The following is a 14,607-nucleotide window of genomic DNA, read 5'->3' as shown; positions in this document are numbered from 1 at the left end:
AGAAACGATGAAGGTGACCGCCGATCGGCGTCGCTGCATGGCCGCCGGCCACTGCGCGATCAGCGCGCCCGCGGTGTTCGACCACGGGGAGGACGGCCTGGTCGTCGTCCTGGACGCGGATCCGGGGGAGGACGTCCGGGAGGCCGTGGAGACGGCCGAGGACCTGTGCCCGTCCCGGGCGATCGTCGTCGCGCCCGCGGGCGCCGATCGGATACCGAGCGGGTGACGCCGGGATCGGTGCGCCGGTGTGGGCCGGTGGAACGCGGCGCGGCGTTCCACCGGCCCACACCGATCCCGTCCCTCAGCGGTCGACGAACCGCATGCTCTGCTCGTTCCAGCGTTCCCCGTAGACCTCGTCCGAGGGAACGGCCGCCTCCACGGCGGCGAGATCGGCCGGGGTGAGGCTCAGGAAGGCGGCGTCGACGTTCTCCTCCAGATGAGCGCGGTGCCTCGTTCCCGGGATGGGGATCACGTCCGCCCCCCGGTGGTGCAACCACGCCAGCGCCAGTTGCGCCGCCGTGACCCGCAGTGAGGCGGCGAGCTCGACGAGACGGTCGGCCAGGGTGAGGTTGCGCGGCAGGTTGTCCGGGGCGAACCGGGGCAGCCCGAAGCGCCGGAAGTCGCCCTCCTCCAGCTGCTCGGGAGAACGGATGGCACCGCTGAGGAAGCCCCGGCCCAGCGGGGAGTACGGCACCAGCGCGATGCCCAGCTCCCGGCACGTCGCCACGATCCGGCGCTCGATGTCTCGCGACCACAGCGACCATTCGGTCTGCAGCGCGGCGATCGGGGCCACCGCGTGGGCGCGCCGGATGGTTTCGGGACCCGCCTCGCACAGTCCGATCTCGCGGATCTTGCCCGCGGCGGCGAGTTCGGCCATCGCGCCGACGCTCTCCTCGACGCCGACCTCGGTGTCGACGCGGGTGAGGTAGAACAGGTCGATGTGGTCGACGCCGAGCCGCCGCAGCGAGGCCTCACAGCTTCGCCGGACGTAGCGGGCGTCCCCTCGGACGGCGGCGCCGACGCCCGGTCCTGGGCGTACCACGCCGAACTTGGTCGCCACGATCGCCGTCTCCCGCCGCCCGGCGACGGCCTTGCCGACGAGTTCCTCACCGGCGCCGTGGCCGTAGACGTCGGCGGTGTCCAGCAGTGTCGCCCCGAGGTCGAGGGCGCGCCGGATGGTCGCGATCGACTCGGCCTCCACCGTGGCGCCGTAGAACTCCGACATGCCGAGGCAGCCGAGGCCCTGCGCGCCCACGGTGAGGGATCCGATCCTGCGAACGGGAAGTCGTGTCAGGGTCATCTGCGCTCTCCGTCCCGTTACCGCAGGTAGACGACGATCGTCGACTCGTAGGTGTCGTGGGCGTCCTTGACCAGCGGCCGGAACTGGCGAAAACCGATGGCGCCGCGCAGCGGCCCCGCGACGACGACGGCGGGGAAGGTGGCGGCCTCGCCTGCGGTCAGCCGGGCGTCGTCGACCAGTCCTCCTGAGCGGATGACGTTGCCGTCGTTCAGCCGGATCTCCTCCCCGAAGTAGGCGATGAAATGCCCGTCGTGCTCCTGGCGGTAGAGCATGCGGCCCGCCCCTCTGGTGTGGCCGAGCGGCTCGCCGTCCGAGCCGAATATCTCAAGCCTCACGGTGGCGAAGTCCTTCTCCGTGGGTGTCGTCCCGGTGGGGTCGGGATTACTGGAGTGGTATTCGACGACTTTCTCGGTGAGATCGCGCAGGATCAGCGACCGGCCCGGCCGGCCGAGGGCGCCGACCCTTTCCGAGGTGGTTTCCGGTGGCGCCGCCACGAGTGGCAGGGCCCAGGAGTTCACGGTGTCGAGCACCGGTGAGATCCGAGCGGAAAGCACGCGGAAATCCATGGTCGCCTCCTGGGCGGAATTCCGAGCCGCCGTCCGGAACGCGGAGGCTCGCAGGAACCGACATTAGAAAGAACGGCTCAAGTGGTCCTAAAAGCGCGTGGCGTAGTCGCGGTCGGTCGTTTTCCGCCGGGTCGCCAGGGCGAGCTCCATCCGGGAGCTGACACCGGTCTTCCGGTAGATCCGGGTCAGGTGAACGTCGACGGTCCGCATGCTGATGGTGAGCCGGTCGGCGATCTCGCGGCGCTTCATGCCCGTGCAGATGAGCAGTGCGATCTCACGCTCGCGGTGCGTGAGCCGGCCGAACATCTCCACGGAGCCGGTCTCGGGTTCGAGTTCCGCGGTGGCCGGCCCGCTCGTCTGCCTGCCGAGCCAGTCGAGCATGGTCACCGCCCCTGACCGGCGTGCCATCTCGGCGGCGAGCCTGGCCGTGCGGGAGGACCGTTCGGCGTGCCCCAGCTCGCCGAGCACGCGTGCGGCCTGTCCCAGCGCGTAGCACTGCTCGATCCCCATGCCCGCCGACGCGAAGCGATCGGCCGCGTCCTGATAGCACCTCGCCGCCTCGGAGAGCGAACCCCGCACGCGGTGCAGATGTCCTCGGGTGAGGTCCGCGTAGGCGAGGTTGTGCGGCATCGGAACGGCACGGGCGTGTTCCTGGCTGTTGCGCACCCAGCCGTCCAGGGGCATGCCGGCGTCCATTCCGGCGGCGCACAGCATCTCCCAGGCGGTGTTGCGGTAGGCCATGGGAATGGTCCGCAGCTCGGACCCCTTGCCCTCGTTGAGCAGGAGGGCGACGCAGTGCGCGGGGTCGCCGTCGAGCCACGCGCATCTGGCGAGGGTCAGCGCGGCGATCGAGGCGCTGCCGTTGACGTTGGCCTGCGACGGTGACTGCCGGGCCAGTGCCTGCTGCGCGAGGGACCTGGCCTTCCCGCTGCCCACCGGCTGCATCCAGACCTCGGCCGCGGACTTGAGCGCGACCGCCTGGGTGTGCCGCAGAGAGTTGTCCGGGCCGGACTCGATGATGGCGGCGTTGGCGGCTTCGCGGGCCTGTTCGAGCTGTCCGAGGTGGCGTTCGGCCTCGCTGAGCAGGACCAGGAGCGCCGGGAGCAGGAAGATCCGCTGGCGGTGGCGGGCGACGTCGACGCCCCGCCGCACCTGCCGCTGGGCCTCCACGTAGCGGCCCAGGTAGAGATGGGCGAGGACGACCACGAACAGGCTCTCCAGGTGACGCGCCACCAGGTGCTCCGGCGCGCGGTCCAGCAGCTCGCTCGCGGTGGTCGTGTCGGCCAGTGCCCGGTCCACCTCACCGGAGAAGGTCGCCTCCAGCGCCCGAAGAGCGAGCAGGCCCGCGGCGGTGAGGTCGTCGTGGCCGGTACGGGCGACCTGAAGGGCCTGCTCCAGCTCGCTCTTCCCCGGTATTCGGCCGAGCATGGTCGTGCGGAAGCCCTGCGCGAACACCAGACGCGGCCAGACCGGTGAGTGTCGCAGGTCCTGCCGGGCGAGATGCTCGTTGAGCAGGCCGAGGGTCTGCGCGTCCTGACTCAGCACGGCCTCGACCATCGACACGGAGGCGACCTGCCCGGCCAGCATGAGCGGGTCCACCGAGCCGCCGGACTCGTGCACCAGGAAGAGCAGGTCCCGGCTCTCGGTCATCCGTCCGATCCGCCCGAACGCGGTGCTCAGTGCCAGCCGGGCGCGCATCCCGATCTCGCTGGAGACGGGTGCCTCGGCGATCACCGGCGTGAGCCAGGAGACGCACTCGGCGACGTCCGTCTCCATGATCTCGTAGGACGCGTCCACGATCCGCGTCAGCTCGCTCGCGCGGACCCGTGACAGCGAGCTGACCAGGTGGAAACCGAGCTGCTTGCCGGCCTGGCCGCGGGCGGAGAGCAGGCTCAGGGCGCGCTGGTGGGCGCGGGTGGCCCAGCAGGGGTCGATCGTCCTGCGCAGCAGCGTGCCGAAGACCTCGTCCCGAATGGAGAACAGCGTGCCGATCGGCTCGACCCGCACCAGGTCGCGGCGGACCAGGCCGCGCAGGGCGGCGGAGACCACCAGCGCGTCCAGTTCGGCGATCTCGGCGAGCAGCTCGACGTCGAACCGCGAGCGCAGGATCGCCGCGGCGTTCAGCACGTAGCGCTCGTTCAGCGTGAGGCCCCGGACCTCGGTGAGCACGGTGAACTCGAACGGGGCGACGGCGGTGTCGCTCCCGGACCACGTGCTGTGGTCGAGGGCCTGCAGGGCGCGGAGGCTGAACGGGTTGCCACGGCTACGACGGCGAAGATCGTACGGAGCGGGGACGGGCGTCATGGCGAGCATCTGCTCGTCGCTGAGCGGCGCCAGCTCGATGCGTGCGGTGCGGCCGAAGGCCACGCCGAGGGAGACGGCCTCGGCCAGCGCCTCGGGCGTCTGCCGGGGACGCAGCGACACGACCACGTCCACCAGCGGCGGGGAGGCGCCTTCGGCGATCCCGGCCAGTTCGTGAATGGTTCGCTCGTCGGCGAGGTGGGCGTCCTCGATCACCACCAGCTCACGGTCCGGCTGCCGCCGGTGCCGTGACAGGCCGGCCACCCCCGGCGGCTGATGGCGTTCCGAGGACAACCGGGCACGCCGCAGCATCCTCCTGACGCTGTTCATCGTGCCCTCTCGATCGCCGCGCGAGCAGCGATAGACGGCGGCGGGCAGTACGGTCCACTGCCGGTCCCGCACGAGTGTGGAGAGCAGATGCGTCTTGCCGGCCCCCGGTTCGCCGAACACGGCGACGAGACGCCCTTCGCCTCCTGGTTCCCAGGTCAGGTGCTGCAATCTGTCCATTTCGGCGGTGCGTACCACGGCGACCGAAGCGGTGTCGGAAAGGCTCTCTTCGTACGAACTCATCTCTGTGAAGACCCCAGGCGTTCGTGAAGGAAAGACGACGGGTGGCCCTGGCCGCGCTCCCTTGTGCGTACGGGCCGGTTTTTCCTGTGGTGCCGGTCCCCTGGTCCGGCGCCGACAATAACTACTATTAGCCTACCTAATTAGTTGGTTTTTATCACCACTCGTCGTCGAGGGGTCGTGTGGCGAGACCGGTCGCCCGCCGTCGAGGGGATGGGTGGTCCGGTCGCGGGCTCGCTCAGGGCCGGTGGTCGTGCGTGGTGATCCCCTCCAGGACGAGGCGCAGGAGGCGAGGGGTGTCGTCCCTGTCCGGCAGGGACTGCTCGCGCACCCAGGCGGCGCCGCTGAGAAGGTCGAACAGTTCGCCGGGGGTCAGGTCGGCGCGCACCAGACCGGCGGCCTGTGCGGCGCGAAGCAGGTCCGCGCCGCCGTGATGCATCGCGTTGCACATGGCGTACGAGGGGGTCCCCTCGTCGTACATGCTCTGCGCGAGGATGCCGACCAGCCCTCGGAAGGTGCTGAAGTGCCGTACGGCCCGCTCCATCCACTCCGCCAGGGCCCCCAGCGGGTCGGGGGAGGAGAGCAGTCGCTCGGCGTGGGCGACGAGATCGGCCAGCCCGTCCCTGGTCGCGGCCTCCACCAGGGAGGCGCGGACGGGGAAGTGCCGGTACAGCGTGCCGATCGCCACGCCGGCCTGGGCGGCGATGTTCTCCAGGGACGCCTCGGAGCCGTCGGCCTCGAACGCCTTACGGGCCGCGGCCAGGATCGCGTCGTAGTTGCGCCGGCCGTCGGCGCGTTTGGGGCGCTGGGCGATGTGGGGCGTGCCGGTCGTCATCGAACCTCCCGCTTGACATCCTGAGGCGGCCTCAGCTTGACTCTTCTCATCCAAGCTGAGACGTCCTCAGTATAGTTCCGGCCTCTAACCTGAGGATGCCTCAGTATGTGTCCGGGTGATCGGCATCGGAGGTTCCATGAGTACCGACAGCGTCTCCGAGGGGATTCCGGCCAGGGACGCCCCTGCCCGGCCGTGGGCCCTCACGCTCACCGCGATCGTCGGCGCGGAGTTCATGCTGCAGCTCGACGGCACCATCGTGAACGTCGCGCTGCCGACCCTGCAGTCCGACCTGGGACTCTCGATCACCGGTGGGTCGTGGGTGCCGAACGGTTTCCTCCTCGCCTTCGGCGGGCTCCTGTTGCTCGCGGGCCGGCTCGGTGACGTGCTCGGCCACCGCCGGGTCTTCCTCGCCGGAATCGGGCTGGTCGTCGTGGCCTCGCTCATCGCCGGTCTCGCACCCAACCTGGAGGTCCTGCTGCTCGGCCGGGTCCTGCAGGGGGCCGGCGCGGCGATCGCCGGTCCGACCGGTCTGGCGCTGCTCGCGATCGTCTTCGAAGGAGAGCGCCGCCAGCGCGCCTTCGGCCTGTACTCCACCGTCACCGGCCTGGGGGCCTCCGCCGGCATGGTCCTGGGCGGTGTGCTGACCTGGGTGGGGGACTGGCGCTGGAGCCTGCTGGTCAACGTGCCCATCGGCCTGCTCATCATCGCCGTCTCCGCCAAGGTGCTGGGTCTGCGTGACGAGGCCACCCGGCCGCGCCCGCTCGGCCTGCCGAGCGCCCTGCTGGGTACCGCAGCCGTCACCGCCGCCGTCTACGGGCTGGTACGCGCCGCCGAGAGCGGCTGGGGCGACACCGGGGCACTGAGCTCACTCGCGGCGGCGGCCCTGCTGGCGGCGGCGCTGCTGATATGGGACCGGCGCACCGAGGAGCCGCTTCTGCCGCTGGTGGTCTTCGCCGGCAGGCAGAGGGCGGGAGCCCTCCTGTGCCTGCTGCTGCTCGCGGCGGTGCTCACCGGTTTCCTGATCTATCTGGTCCAGTACCTGCAGGGTGTGCTCGGGCTGGACGCGCTGCGCAGCGGGCTGGCCATCCTCCCCTTCGGCCTGGCGCTGCTCGTCGTCACCCAGCTGCTCACCAAGCACATCGCGAGCGTGAGCCTGCAGACCCGAGCGGTGCTCGGCCTGGTCGTGGTGCTGGCCGGGGTGGCCTGGCTGACCCGCCTCGACGCCGGCAGCACCTACCTGACCGGCGTGCTCCCGGCGCTCGTCGTCATGGGGCTCGGCGTCGGAGTCGCCATCATCCCGTTCAACATGATCATTCTGACCACCGCCCCGCCCGAGTACGCGGGCGTCACCGCGGGCCTGCTGCAGACGGCGCTGACCGTCGGAGGGTCACTGGGCCTGGCGGCCCTGCTGATCCCGTTCACCGAAGAAGGCGGTGGCGTCGCGGCGAACATCTCGTCGGTGTTCGTCTGGGCCTGCGCGGCGATCGTGCTGGCACTGGCGGTGGCGCTGCTCTTCTGGTTCGGTCCCGGGGCGCGCCGGGCCGCGGCTCAGGGCTGAGCGGGAGGTGAGCTCCGGCACCGTCCCGCGAGGGGGACGGTGCCGGAGGCATCAGCCCGCGATCGCGTAGTCGGTGTCCGCCTCGAGGATCGCGAACTGCAGCCTGCGCATCGTCCTGCGCGGATCGAGGCCGAGTTCCTCCCGCAGCGCCTGCCGGGCGGACTGGAAGACCTCCAGTGCCTCGGCCCTCCGGCCGGAGCGGTAGAGGGCCAGCATGAGGTGCTCGCGGAGGTTCTCGTTCAGCGGGTACTCCTCGACCCACGCCGACAGGTCACCGATCAGCTCCCGGTGCCTGCCGAGCCGCAGCGAGCAGCGCGCGACCGTCTCCAGGCACTCCAGTCGCACCTCCTCCGCCCACCGGGCGAAGGTGCCCACGATGAGCCCGTTGTTGATCCCCGCCAGGACCGGCCCGCGAAACAGGCCGGCCGCGGCGGCGGAGACCTCCAGCGCCCGCTCGGGCTCGCCCTCCGGTACGGCCCGCGCCTCGGCGTGCAGGGCCCGCAGGAGGAACACGTCGACCGACGACCTCTCGACCTCCAGCAGGTATCCCTGCGAGTGGGTCCGGATCGTCGCGCCCTCGACCGCCGGCTGGACGAAATTCTTGCGCAGGTGGGAGATGTAGACGTGCAGCGCGGCACGGGCTCGCCGGGGCGGCTCGTTCCCCCACAACTCGTCGATCAGCTCATCCGTCGAGACCGGCTGGTGCGCGCGGATCAGCAGGGCGGCCAGCAAGGTCTCCACCTTGGGCGCGTTGACCGTGCGCGTTCTCTCGTCCACCAGTTGCAGCGGCCCGAGCAGTTCGTATCTCATCTGTCTCCCGAGTGGCTTGAGCCTGGCATCAAGTGGTGATCGACCTTTTTTTGCCGGGTAGCGCCATTCTTGCGACGAATGAGCCGGTTGCCATCAGCGGAAGTGCGTACGAACCCACCGCCGAGTGCGTAGTCACCGCACTCGCCGGAACACGCCCGGCTCCCGCCCCGGGGGCCGATCTCCCGCACCGGTCACCCGGGGCGGGAGCCGGCCGCGACGCCGTGGCCCTTCCCGGTGAGAACGCAACTCGAGGGCCGAGCCGGCCGCCCCGGGCGCCGGGATCGCACGCTCAGCCGGCGGCGCCGAACCACCTGGACAGCCGGCTGAGCAGCTCCTGCTGGTCCTCACCGACCCACGCCACGTGGCCGTCCGGCCGCAGCAGCACGGCGGGCACGTCCAACTCCTCGCCGCCGTCGACGACGTGGTCGACCCGGCCCTCCCAGCCCGCCACCGAGAGCCGGCCGGTCTGGTCGAGCAGCAACCCGCGGCCGCCGTGCATCAACTCGTAGAGACGCCCCTCCTTCAGCGCCACGTCCCGCATCCGCCGGCCGAGCAGTTCGTGCCCCCCGCCGAAGTCGTAGCGGACCCCGATCGCGACGATTTTTTCGATCAGATACCGGTTCACCTCCTCGAAGTCCATCAGTTCCGACAGCAGGCGGCGCACAGAGCGAGGGCCCGGCTCGGTGGACAACAGCTCCATCTGGGCGCGGGTGTTGTCCAGCACGTCGGCGGCCACCGGATGCCGTTCGGTGTGGTAGCTGTCCAGCAGCCCCTCCGGTGCCCGGCCGCCGACCTCGGCGGCCAGCTTCCAGCCGAGGTTGAACGCGTCCTGGATGCCGAGGTTGAGCCCCTGCCCGCCGACCGGGGGGTGGATGTGGGCCGCGTCGCCGGCCAGCAGCACCCGGCCGGTCCGGTAACGCTCCACCTGCCGGGTGGCGTCGCCGAAGCGAGACAGCCAGCGCGGTGAGTGCACGCCGAAGTCGGTGCCGGCGAAGACCCGCAGCTGTCGCTTGAACTCCTCCAGCGACGGTGGGACCGAGCGGTCCTCGACCACTCCCTCGGCCGGAACGACGACGCGGTACACGCCTTCCCCGAAGGGGCCGAGGCCGAACCGCAGGTTGGTCTTGCGGACTTCGGTGACCACGGCGGCGACCGTCTCCGGCGGCACGGCCACCTCCATCTCGCCCAGCAGCGTGTCGTTCCTGGAGGGCTCGCCGGGGAAGGCGACGCCGAGCAGCCTGCGCACCGTGCTGCGGCCACCGTCGCAGCCGACGAGGTAGCGCGAGCGCAGCCGCGTGCCGTCGGCCAGCTCGGCGGTCACCCCGTCCTCGTCCTGGCTCAGCCCGACCAGTTCGTGGCCGCGCCGGATCTCCGCGCCGAGTTCGGTGGCACGTTCGGCCAGCAGGCGATCGGTGACGGGCTGCGGGATGCCGAGGACGTAGGGATGCGTGGTGTCCAACCGGTCGGGCGCGGGCTTGGCGAGGCCGGCGAAGAAACCGCCGAGCGGATGCTTGTTGCCGTGCGCGAGGAACCTCTCCAGCAGGCCACGCTGGTCCAGCACCTCGATGCTGCGCACGTGCAGGCCGAGCGCGCGGACATATCGGGCCGGCTCCGCCTCCTTCTCCAGTACGAGCACGCGCACCCCGTGCAGCCGCAACTCGGCGGCGAGCATCAGGCCGGTCGGCCCGCCGCCGGCGATGATCACGTCGATCATGAAGATCCCCCATTCGACAAAGTTCGCTTTTCGGCCGGCTGCTCCGCGTGGTCCGGCGGCGAGCACACCCACGTCTTCGCGCCGGGTGCCCACGACCGCACCGCGAGTTCCACCGGTGGTCCGGCGTCTCGCGTGACCCCTACGTCGATCGACGAAGAACGCGTACTTCGCGGATCCCTGATTTCCCCAGGTTCCGGCCTCGGGCGATGATTCTGTGGCATGACCGGGGTCTTGCCGCAAGCCCCCCGGTGCGCTATACGTTGAGAGTGGCAAGTAGAGGGTGATTTCCCGAACTTCGCCGTTTGTCGAATTCGCCGTTTGTCGTTCGTCGCGGCCGCGCGGTCTTCTCCCAAAGCGATGACGCGCCGCGCACGGCGCCCGTCCAGCTGAGTTCGTCCCCGGCCCGTTCGCCAGGTTATGGCCGCGATCGTCCCCTGATCTTGTCTCCCGTCCGTTGCCGGAACCCGCCGATCAGGCCGGGCGCCGGACCGGGCGCCGCGAGATTCACGGCGGTGTCGTCAGAGAGTCCTCAGGGTGTGGCCCCGTCGGCGGAGCGGCGCAGGGCGGGGGCGGTCGTGAATCGGAGGGAGATCGGGGGAGCGAGGAGAAGGTGCCGGACCGGGGTGTCGGGGTTGGCGATGCGCTGGATGAGCAGGTCGACGGCGTGGGCACCGAGTTGGTCGGCGGGTACGTCGGCCGCGGTCAGGGGCGGGTGGAGGTTCTCCGCCCAGTGCTGGGCGGCGACGCCGGTGACGGAGAAGTCCCGGGGGATCTCCAGACCGGCGTGGCGCAGGGCCCGGTAGACGCCGGGGAGCGCTGCCTCGTTGATGGTGGCCAGAGCGGTCACCTCGGGGTGGTCGGCCAAAAGCCGCTCCACGCACGTGTGCCCGGCTGAGGCGTCGTCGGCACAGCACAGTTCGACGCCTGTCAGGCCACGTTCGGCGATGGTCCTGGCGAAGCCCGCCTGGGCGCGGTGGCCCGGCCCGTAACCGGCGGCGACGAGTTCGGCGGAGCGGTTGACCAGCGCGATGTGCCGGTGCCCGAGATCGGCCAGATGCTGCACGCATCGGGAGATCAGCGTCTCGTAGTCGACGTCCACCCAGCACATGTCATCGGGCTCGGCGGTACGGCCGATGCCGACGAACGGCAGGCCGGTCTGCTGGAGCCGGGTGACCCTGTCGTCCCGCAACCGGATCTCCATCAGAATGATCCCGTCCACCCGGCTGCCGGTGACGACCCGCTCGAAGGAGCGGTCATGCTCGCCGCCGGAAGGCGAGAGCAGGACGTCGAGGTCGGCCCGGGCCGCGGCGTCGACCACGCTGGCCACGAATCCCAGTTGCATGTCGGTGAGCCGCTGGCTGGCCGGCGGGATGACCAGGCCCAGCGTGCGGGTGCGGCCTTCCTTCAGCGCCCGGGCGCTGGCGTTGGGCCGGTAGCCGAGCTCGTCGATGACGTCCTGGATGCGTCGCCGGGTCTGTTCCGACAGCGAGCGCTTGCCGCTGAGCGCGTAGGACACCGTGCTCCGCGAGACCCCTGCCCGCCGGGCGATCTCCCCGATGTTCATCGAGACTCCTCAAAAATCCGGGTCGACACAGACACATGATAGGTCGAATCGGTTCACCAGGGGAAAGCGGTCGGACACGCCATGTGAACGACGTGGCGTACGGGCTTCCGAGGTCGCCGCCACGAAGGGCGGGCGGAAGGCGGGCCGAAACCCTCGGGGGCCATGCATGTCGGTCCAGGCGCCCCATTGACCTTCGTCGCGGCGAGGCCTATGTTCATCGAATCGGTTCGACAAATTGATTCGACATGAGATCGAAACAATCCGGAAAAGCCCGTTGGCGGAAGGAAGACCCGATGAGATCAGCGGAATGGGGGCGGCGCGGCGCCGGTATGAGCCTGGTGATCTTCGTGCTCACGAGCGGCATGGCCGCGTGTTCGTCCTCCGACGACGGTTCCGGCGGAGGGTCCGCCGACGCCTCCGGCGGCACCTACACGATCTGGGATCCGTATCCGCAGTTCGACGGCACCTCCGAGTGGGTGAAACTGCTCACCAAGTGCGGTACCGACGCGGGAGTCTCGGTCACCAGGACCGGCTACGACACCAGCGACCTGACGAACAAGGCCCTCCTCGCCGCACAGCAGGGCAACTCCCCGGACGTGCTGATCGTGGACAACCCGGTGGTCTCGACGCTGGCCGAGGCAGGAGTGCTCGGCACGACCGAGGAGGCGAAGATCGACACCTCGGCGATCGATCCCAACCTCCTCGCGGCAGGTCAGAGTGGTGGCAAGACCTACGGGATCCCCATCGGGGCGAACACGCTCGCCCTCTACTACAACAAGGCGGTGCTGAAAGAGGCCGACGTCGACATCGCCACCGTGAAGGACTGGGCCTCGCTCACCGCAGCGCTGGCCAAGGTGAAGGACGCCGGCAAGAAGGGCATCACCTTCTCCGCCATCGGCACCGAGGAGGGCAGCTTCCAGTTCCTGCCCTGGTTCTGGGGCTCCGGCGCGAACCTCACCCAGCTCGACTCCCCGCAGGCCGTCTCCGCCCTGGCGTTGTGGACCGACTGGCTGAAGAAGGGCTACGCCCCCAACTCGGTCATCAACAACACCCAGACGACGAGCTGGCAGGAGTTCGCGACCGGGGACTACGCCTTCGCCGAGAACGGCACCTGGCAGCTGGCCAACGCCAAGGAGGCCGGCTTCGAGTACGGCATCATCCCGATCCCGGCCGCCGACGGCGCCACCGCGCCCGCACCGACCGGTGGCGAGTTCGTCAGCGTGCCGGTGCAGAAGGACACCGGCCGCTACGCCGTCTCCCAGAAGCTGGTGAGCTGCCTGACCAGCGCCGACAATTCGCTCACCACGACGACCACGCTGTCCTACATCGCCCCCACGGCGGAGGTTCAGGCCAAGCAGGTGGCCGCGACGGCCGACCTGAAGGTGTGGGTCGACGCGGTGAAGGCGGCGAAAGGCCGCACGAGCGACGACCTCGGCACCAAGTACCCCAAGATCTCGCAGCCGCTGTGGACCGGGGTGCAGAGCGCCCTCAGCGGTTCGAAGACCCCGCAGGAGGCGTTCGCGGAGGCCCAGAAGGCGGCGTCCGCCGCCACGAACTGATCGCGTCGGAGACTCGGCGAAGGACGTCATGAACAACCCCACACAGACCGCGGCCTCCCGCTCTGTGCCCGAGCGTGGTGGGGCGGCGCGCGTCGCCGCCCCACCACGCTCGCGTGACCGGCGGCGGCCACGCTCCACCCAGTGGGCGGCCTGGGCATTCCTCGCCCCGGTGACCACCTACCTGATCGCCTTCTACCTCTATCCGCTCTACCGCAACATCGACCTCAGCCTGCGCGACTACACGGTCCGCTCGTTCGTGCAGGGCGGGGCGGAGTTCAGCGGGCTGGACAACCTGCGCGAAGTGCTCGACGACCCGACCTTCGGACCCGCACTGACCCACACCGTCGCGTTCACCCTGGTGTCGCTGACCTTCCAGTTCGCCATCGGCCTGGCCCTGGCGGTGTTCTTCAGCCAGAACTTCAAGCTCTCGGCCACACTGCGCGCGCTGTTCCTGGTGCCGTGGCTGCTGCCCCTGATCGTGTCCGCCTCGACCTGGTCGTGGATGCTCAACAGCGACTCGGGCATCGTGAACGCGGCCCTGGGCTACGCGGGCCTGGGACCGGTCAACTGGCTCACCTCCCCCGACTGGTCGCTGGTCTCGGTGACCATCGCGAACATCTGGATCGGCATCCCCTTCAACCTGGTCGTGCTCTACAGCGGTCTGCAGGCGATCTCGCGCGACGTCCACGAGGCCGCCGAGCTGGACGGAGCAGGCGGCTGGCAGAAGTTCTGGCGGGTGACCTTCCCCCTGCTGCGGCCGGTGTCGGCGATCACGCTGTTGCTGGGCCTGGTCTACACGCTGAAGGTGTTCGACATCATCTGGATCATGACGAAGGGAGGTCCGGCGGACTCCTCGACGACCTTCGCCACCTGGTCCTACCGGCTGGGGTTCGGCAACCTGCTGCCCGCCTTCGGGCCGGGCGCGGCGGTGGGCAACCTGCTCATCCTGATGGCCCTCGTCTTCGGCCTGATCTACATCCGCGTACAACGAAGGCAGTCACGACCATGACCGGCAAGAGGGTGTGGTGGAAGAGCGTCCTGGGAGTGGTCCTGACCGGGCTGATGCTGTTCCCGGTCTACTGGATGATCAATGTCTCCTTCACCCGGGACCGGGACATGCGCAAGAGCCCGCCGCCCTGGTTCCCGTTCGACGGCACGCTGGACGGCTACCGGGCGGTCCTCGACCAGCAGATGCCCTACCTGGCGACCAGCCTGATCGTGGGCCTGGCCACGGTGGTGCTGACCGTGGCCATCGCCGCGCCCGCGGGCTACTCGCTGGCGAAGCTGCGTCCCAGGGGCGGCGGCGCGCTGAGCTTCGCGCTGCTGATCGCGCAGATGATCCCCGGAATCATCATGGCGATGGGCTTCTACGCGATCTATCTGAACCTGGGGGTCCTCAACTCGCTGCCCGGCCTCATCGTCGCCGACACCACGATCGCCGTCCCGTTCGCCGTGCTGGTCTTCACCGCGTTCATGTCCGGAATACCCCGGGAGATGCTCCAGGCGGCCACGGCCGACGGGGCGGGGCCGGTGCGTGTCTTCTGGTCGATCGTCCTGCCGGTCAGTCGCAACGCCGTCGTCACGGTCTCCCTGTTCGCCTTCCTCTGGGCGTGGTCGGACTTCGTGTTCGCCAGCACACTCGACGGCGGTGGCACCCTGCGGCCGATCACCCTGGGCATCTACCACTACATCGGCAACAACAACCAGCAGTGGAACGCCATCATGGCGACCGCGGTCGTGGCCTCCCTTCCGGCCACGGTGCTGCTGATCATCGCGCAACGCTATGTCGCCGCGGGCGTCACCGCCGGAGCGGTGAAGGACTGACCGCTCCTC

12 protein-coding genes are annotated in these 14,607 nt (G+C 69.9%); 5 read left to right on the top strand and 7 right to left on the bottom strand.

Annotated features, from left to right (window positions below):
* Positions 1–7: 7 nt before the first annotated feature.
* Entirely contained in the window at positions 8–226 is a 219-nt protein-coding gene (locus ABZ664_RS33635) for a ferredoxin (protein ID WP_362519202.1), read from the top strand.
* A 75-nt stretch (positions 227–301) separates the two neighbouring features.
* Here ABZ664_RS33635 and ABZ664_RS33630 read toward each other — a convergent pair whose 3' ends face one another.
* From ABZ664_RS33630 to ABZ664_RS33615, 4 genes are all read right to left on the bottom strand, one after another.
* Positions 302–1,300 carry an aldo/keto reductase gene (locus tag ABZ664_RS33630; protein ID WP_362519199.1) on the bottom strand — a complete coding sequence of 333 codons (999 nt, stop codon included), beginning with the start codon at positions 1,298–1,300 and terminating at the stop codon, positions 302–304.
* 17 nt (positions 1,301–1,317) lie between these two features.
* On the bottom strand, positions 1,318–1,866 hold the full coding sequence (locus tag ABZ664_RS33625; RefSeq protein WP_362519196.1) for a hypothetical protein: 549 nt from the start codon (positions 1,864–1,866) through the stop codon (positions 1,318–1,320).
* Between the two features lie 87 nt (positions 1,867–1,953).
* Positions 1,954–4,674, bottom strand: a complete 2,721-nt coding sequence (locus tag ABZ664_RS33620) for a LuxR C-terminal-related transcriptional regulator (RefSeq protein WP_362519193.1) — start codon at positions 4,672–4,674, stop codon at positions 1,954–1,956.
* Positions 4,675–4,972: 298 nt separating this feature from the next.
* Entirely contained in the window at positions 4,973–5,569 is a 597-nt protein-coding gene (locus ABZ664_RS33615; protein WP_362519190.1) for a TetR/AcrR family transcriptional regulator, read from the bottom strand.
* A 136-nt stretch (positions 5,570–5,705) separates the two neighbouring features.
* Here ABZ664_RS33615 and ABZ664_RS33610 point away from each other — a divergent pair, with 136 nt between their 5' ends.
* A complete protein-coding gene (locus ABZ664_RS33610) occupies positions 5,706–7,127 on the top strand; it encodes an MFS transporter (protein WP_362519187.1) in 1,422 nt (473 codons plus the stop codon).
* A 51-nt stretch (positions 7,128–7,178) separates the two neighbouring features.
* On the opposite strand, the gene ABZ664_RS33605 is transcribed toward ABZ664_RS33610, so the two are convergent.
* The 3 genes from ABZ664_RS33605 to ABZ664_RS33595 form a co-directional block, all read right to left on the bottom strand.
* A complete protein-coding gene (locus tag ABZ664_RS33605) occupies positions 7,179–7,937 on the bottom strand; it encodes an AfsR/SARP family transcriptional regulator (protein WP_362519184.1) in 759 nt (252 codons plus the stop codon).
* A 289-nt stretch (positions 7,938–8,226) separates the two neighbouring features.
* Positions 8,227–9,651: a rifampin monooxygenase gene (gene rox, locus ABZ664_RS33600; protein WP_362519181.1), complete on the bottom strand. Its 1,425-nt coding sequence runs from the start codon at positions 9,649–9,651 to the stop codon at positions 8,227–8,229.
* Between the two features lie 529 nt (positions 9,652–10,180).
* Positions 10,181–11,215 (bottom strand): LacI family DNA-binding transcriptional regulator, encoded by a 1,035-nt coding sequence (locus tag ABZ664_RS33595; protein WP_362519178.1) that lies wholly within the window; start codon positions 11,213–11,215, stop codon positions 10,181–10,183.
* Between the two features lie 293 nt (positions 11,216–11,508).
* Here ABZ664_RS33595 and ABZ664_RS33590 point away from each other — a divergent pair, with 293 nt between their 5' ends.
* Genes ABZ664_RS33590 through ABZ664_RS33580 form a run of 3 tightly spaced genes read left to right on the top strand, consistent with a single transcriptional unit; the run spans position 11,509 to position 14,598 of the window.
* The gene (locus tag ABZ664_RS33590) at positions 11,509–12,774 is read left to right on the top strand and encodes an extracellular solute-binding protein (protein ID WP_362519175.1); all 1,266 of its coding nucleotides are present in this window, start codon (positions 11,509–11,511) and stop codon (positions 12,772–12,774) included.
* Positions 12,775–12,802: 28 nt separating this feature from the next.
* Entirely contained in the window at positions 12,803–13,783 is a 981-nt protein-coding gene (locus ABZ664_RS33585) for a sugar ABC transporter permease (protein WP_362519172.1), read from the top strand.
* Positions 13,780–14,598, top strand: coding sequence for a carbohydrate ABC transporter permease (locus ABZ664_RS33580; RefSeq protein ID WP_362519169.1), 819 nt, complete (start codon positions 13,780–13,782; stop codon positions 14,596–14,598). The genes ABZ664_RS33585 and ABZ664_RS33580 overlap by 4 nt, the downstream gene beginning before the upstream one ends.
* The last annotated feature ends 9 nt before the right edge of the window (positions 14,599–14,607 follow it).

It is taken from the genome of Streptosporangium sp. NPDC006930, assembly GCF_040635605.1.
In the GTDB taxonomy this organism is placed as follows: Bacteria; Actinomycetota; Actinomycetes; order Streptosporangiales; family Streptosporangiaceae; genus Streptosporangium.
This window is presented reverse-complemented; position numbering and strand designations above follow the sequence as displayed.

Bases quoted from the DNA above. Each gene is read 5' to 3' on its own strand.
- ABZ664_RS33635 (WP_362519202.1), top strand. From the start codon at position 8: ATGAAGGTGACCGCCGATCGGCGTCGCTGCATGGCCGCCGGCCACTGC.
- ABZ664_RS33630 (WP_362519199.1), bottom strand. From the start codon at position 1,300: ATGACCCTGACACGACTTCCCGTTCGCAGGATCGGATCCCTCACCGTG.
- ABZ664_RS33625 (WP_362519196.1), bottom strand. From the start codon at position 1,866: ATGGATTTCCGCGTGCTTTCCGCTCGGATCTCACCGGTGCTCGACACC.
- ABZ664_RS33620 (WP_362519193.1), bottom strand. From the start codon at position 4,674: ATGGACAGATTGCAGCACCTGACCTGGGAACCAGGAGGCGAAGGGCGT.
- ABZ664_RS33615 (WP_362519190.1), bottom strand. From the start codon at position 5,569: ATGACGACCGGCACGCCCCACATCGCCCAGCGCCCCAAACGCGCCGAC.
- ABZ664_RS33610 (WP_362519187.1), top strand. From the start codon at position 5,706: ATGAGTACCGACAGCGTCTCCGAGGGGATTCCGGCCAGGGACGCCCCT.
- ABZ664_RS33605 (WP_362519184.1), bottom strand. From the start codon at position 7,937: ATGAGATACGAACTGCTCGGGCCGCTGCAACTGGTGGACGAGAGAACG.
- rox (WP_362519181.1), bottom strand. From the start codon at position 9,651: ATGATCGACGTGATCATCGCCGGCGGCGGGCCGACCGGCCTGATGCTC.
- ABZ664_RS33595 (WP_362519178.1), bottom strand. From the start codon at position 11,215: ATGAACATCGGGGAGATCGCCCGGCGGGCAGGGGTCTCGCGGAGCACG.
- ABZ664_RS33590 (WP_362519175.1), top strand. From the start codon at position 11,509: ATGAGATCAGCGGAATGGGGGCGGCGCGGCGCCGGTATGAGCCTGGTG.
- ABZ664_RS33585 (WP_362519172.1), top strand. From the start codon at position 12,803: ATGAACAACCCCACACAGACCGCGGCCTCCCGCTCTGTGCCCGAGCGT.
- ABZ664_RS33580 (WP_362519169.1), top strand. From the start codon at position 13,780: ATGACCGGCAAGAGGGTGTGGTGGAAGAGCGTCCTGGGAGTGGTCCTG.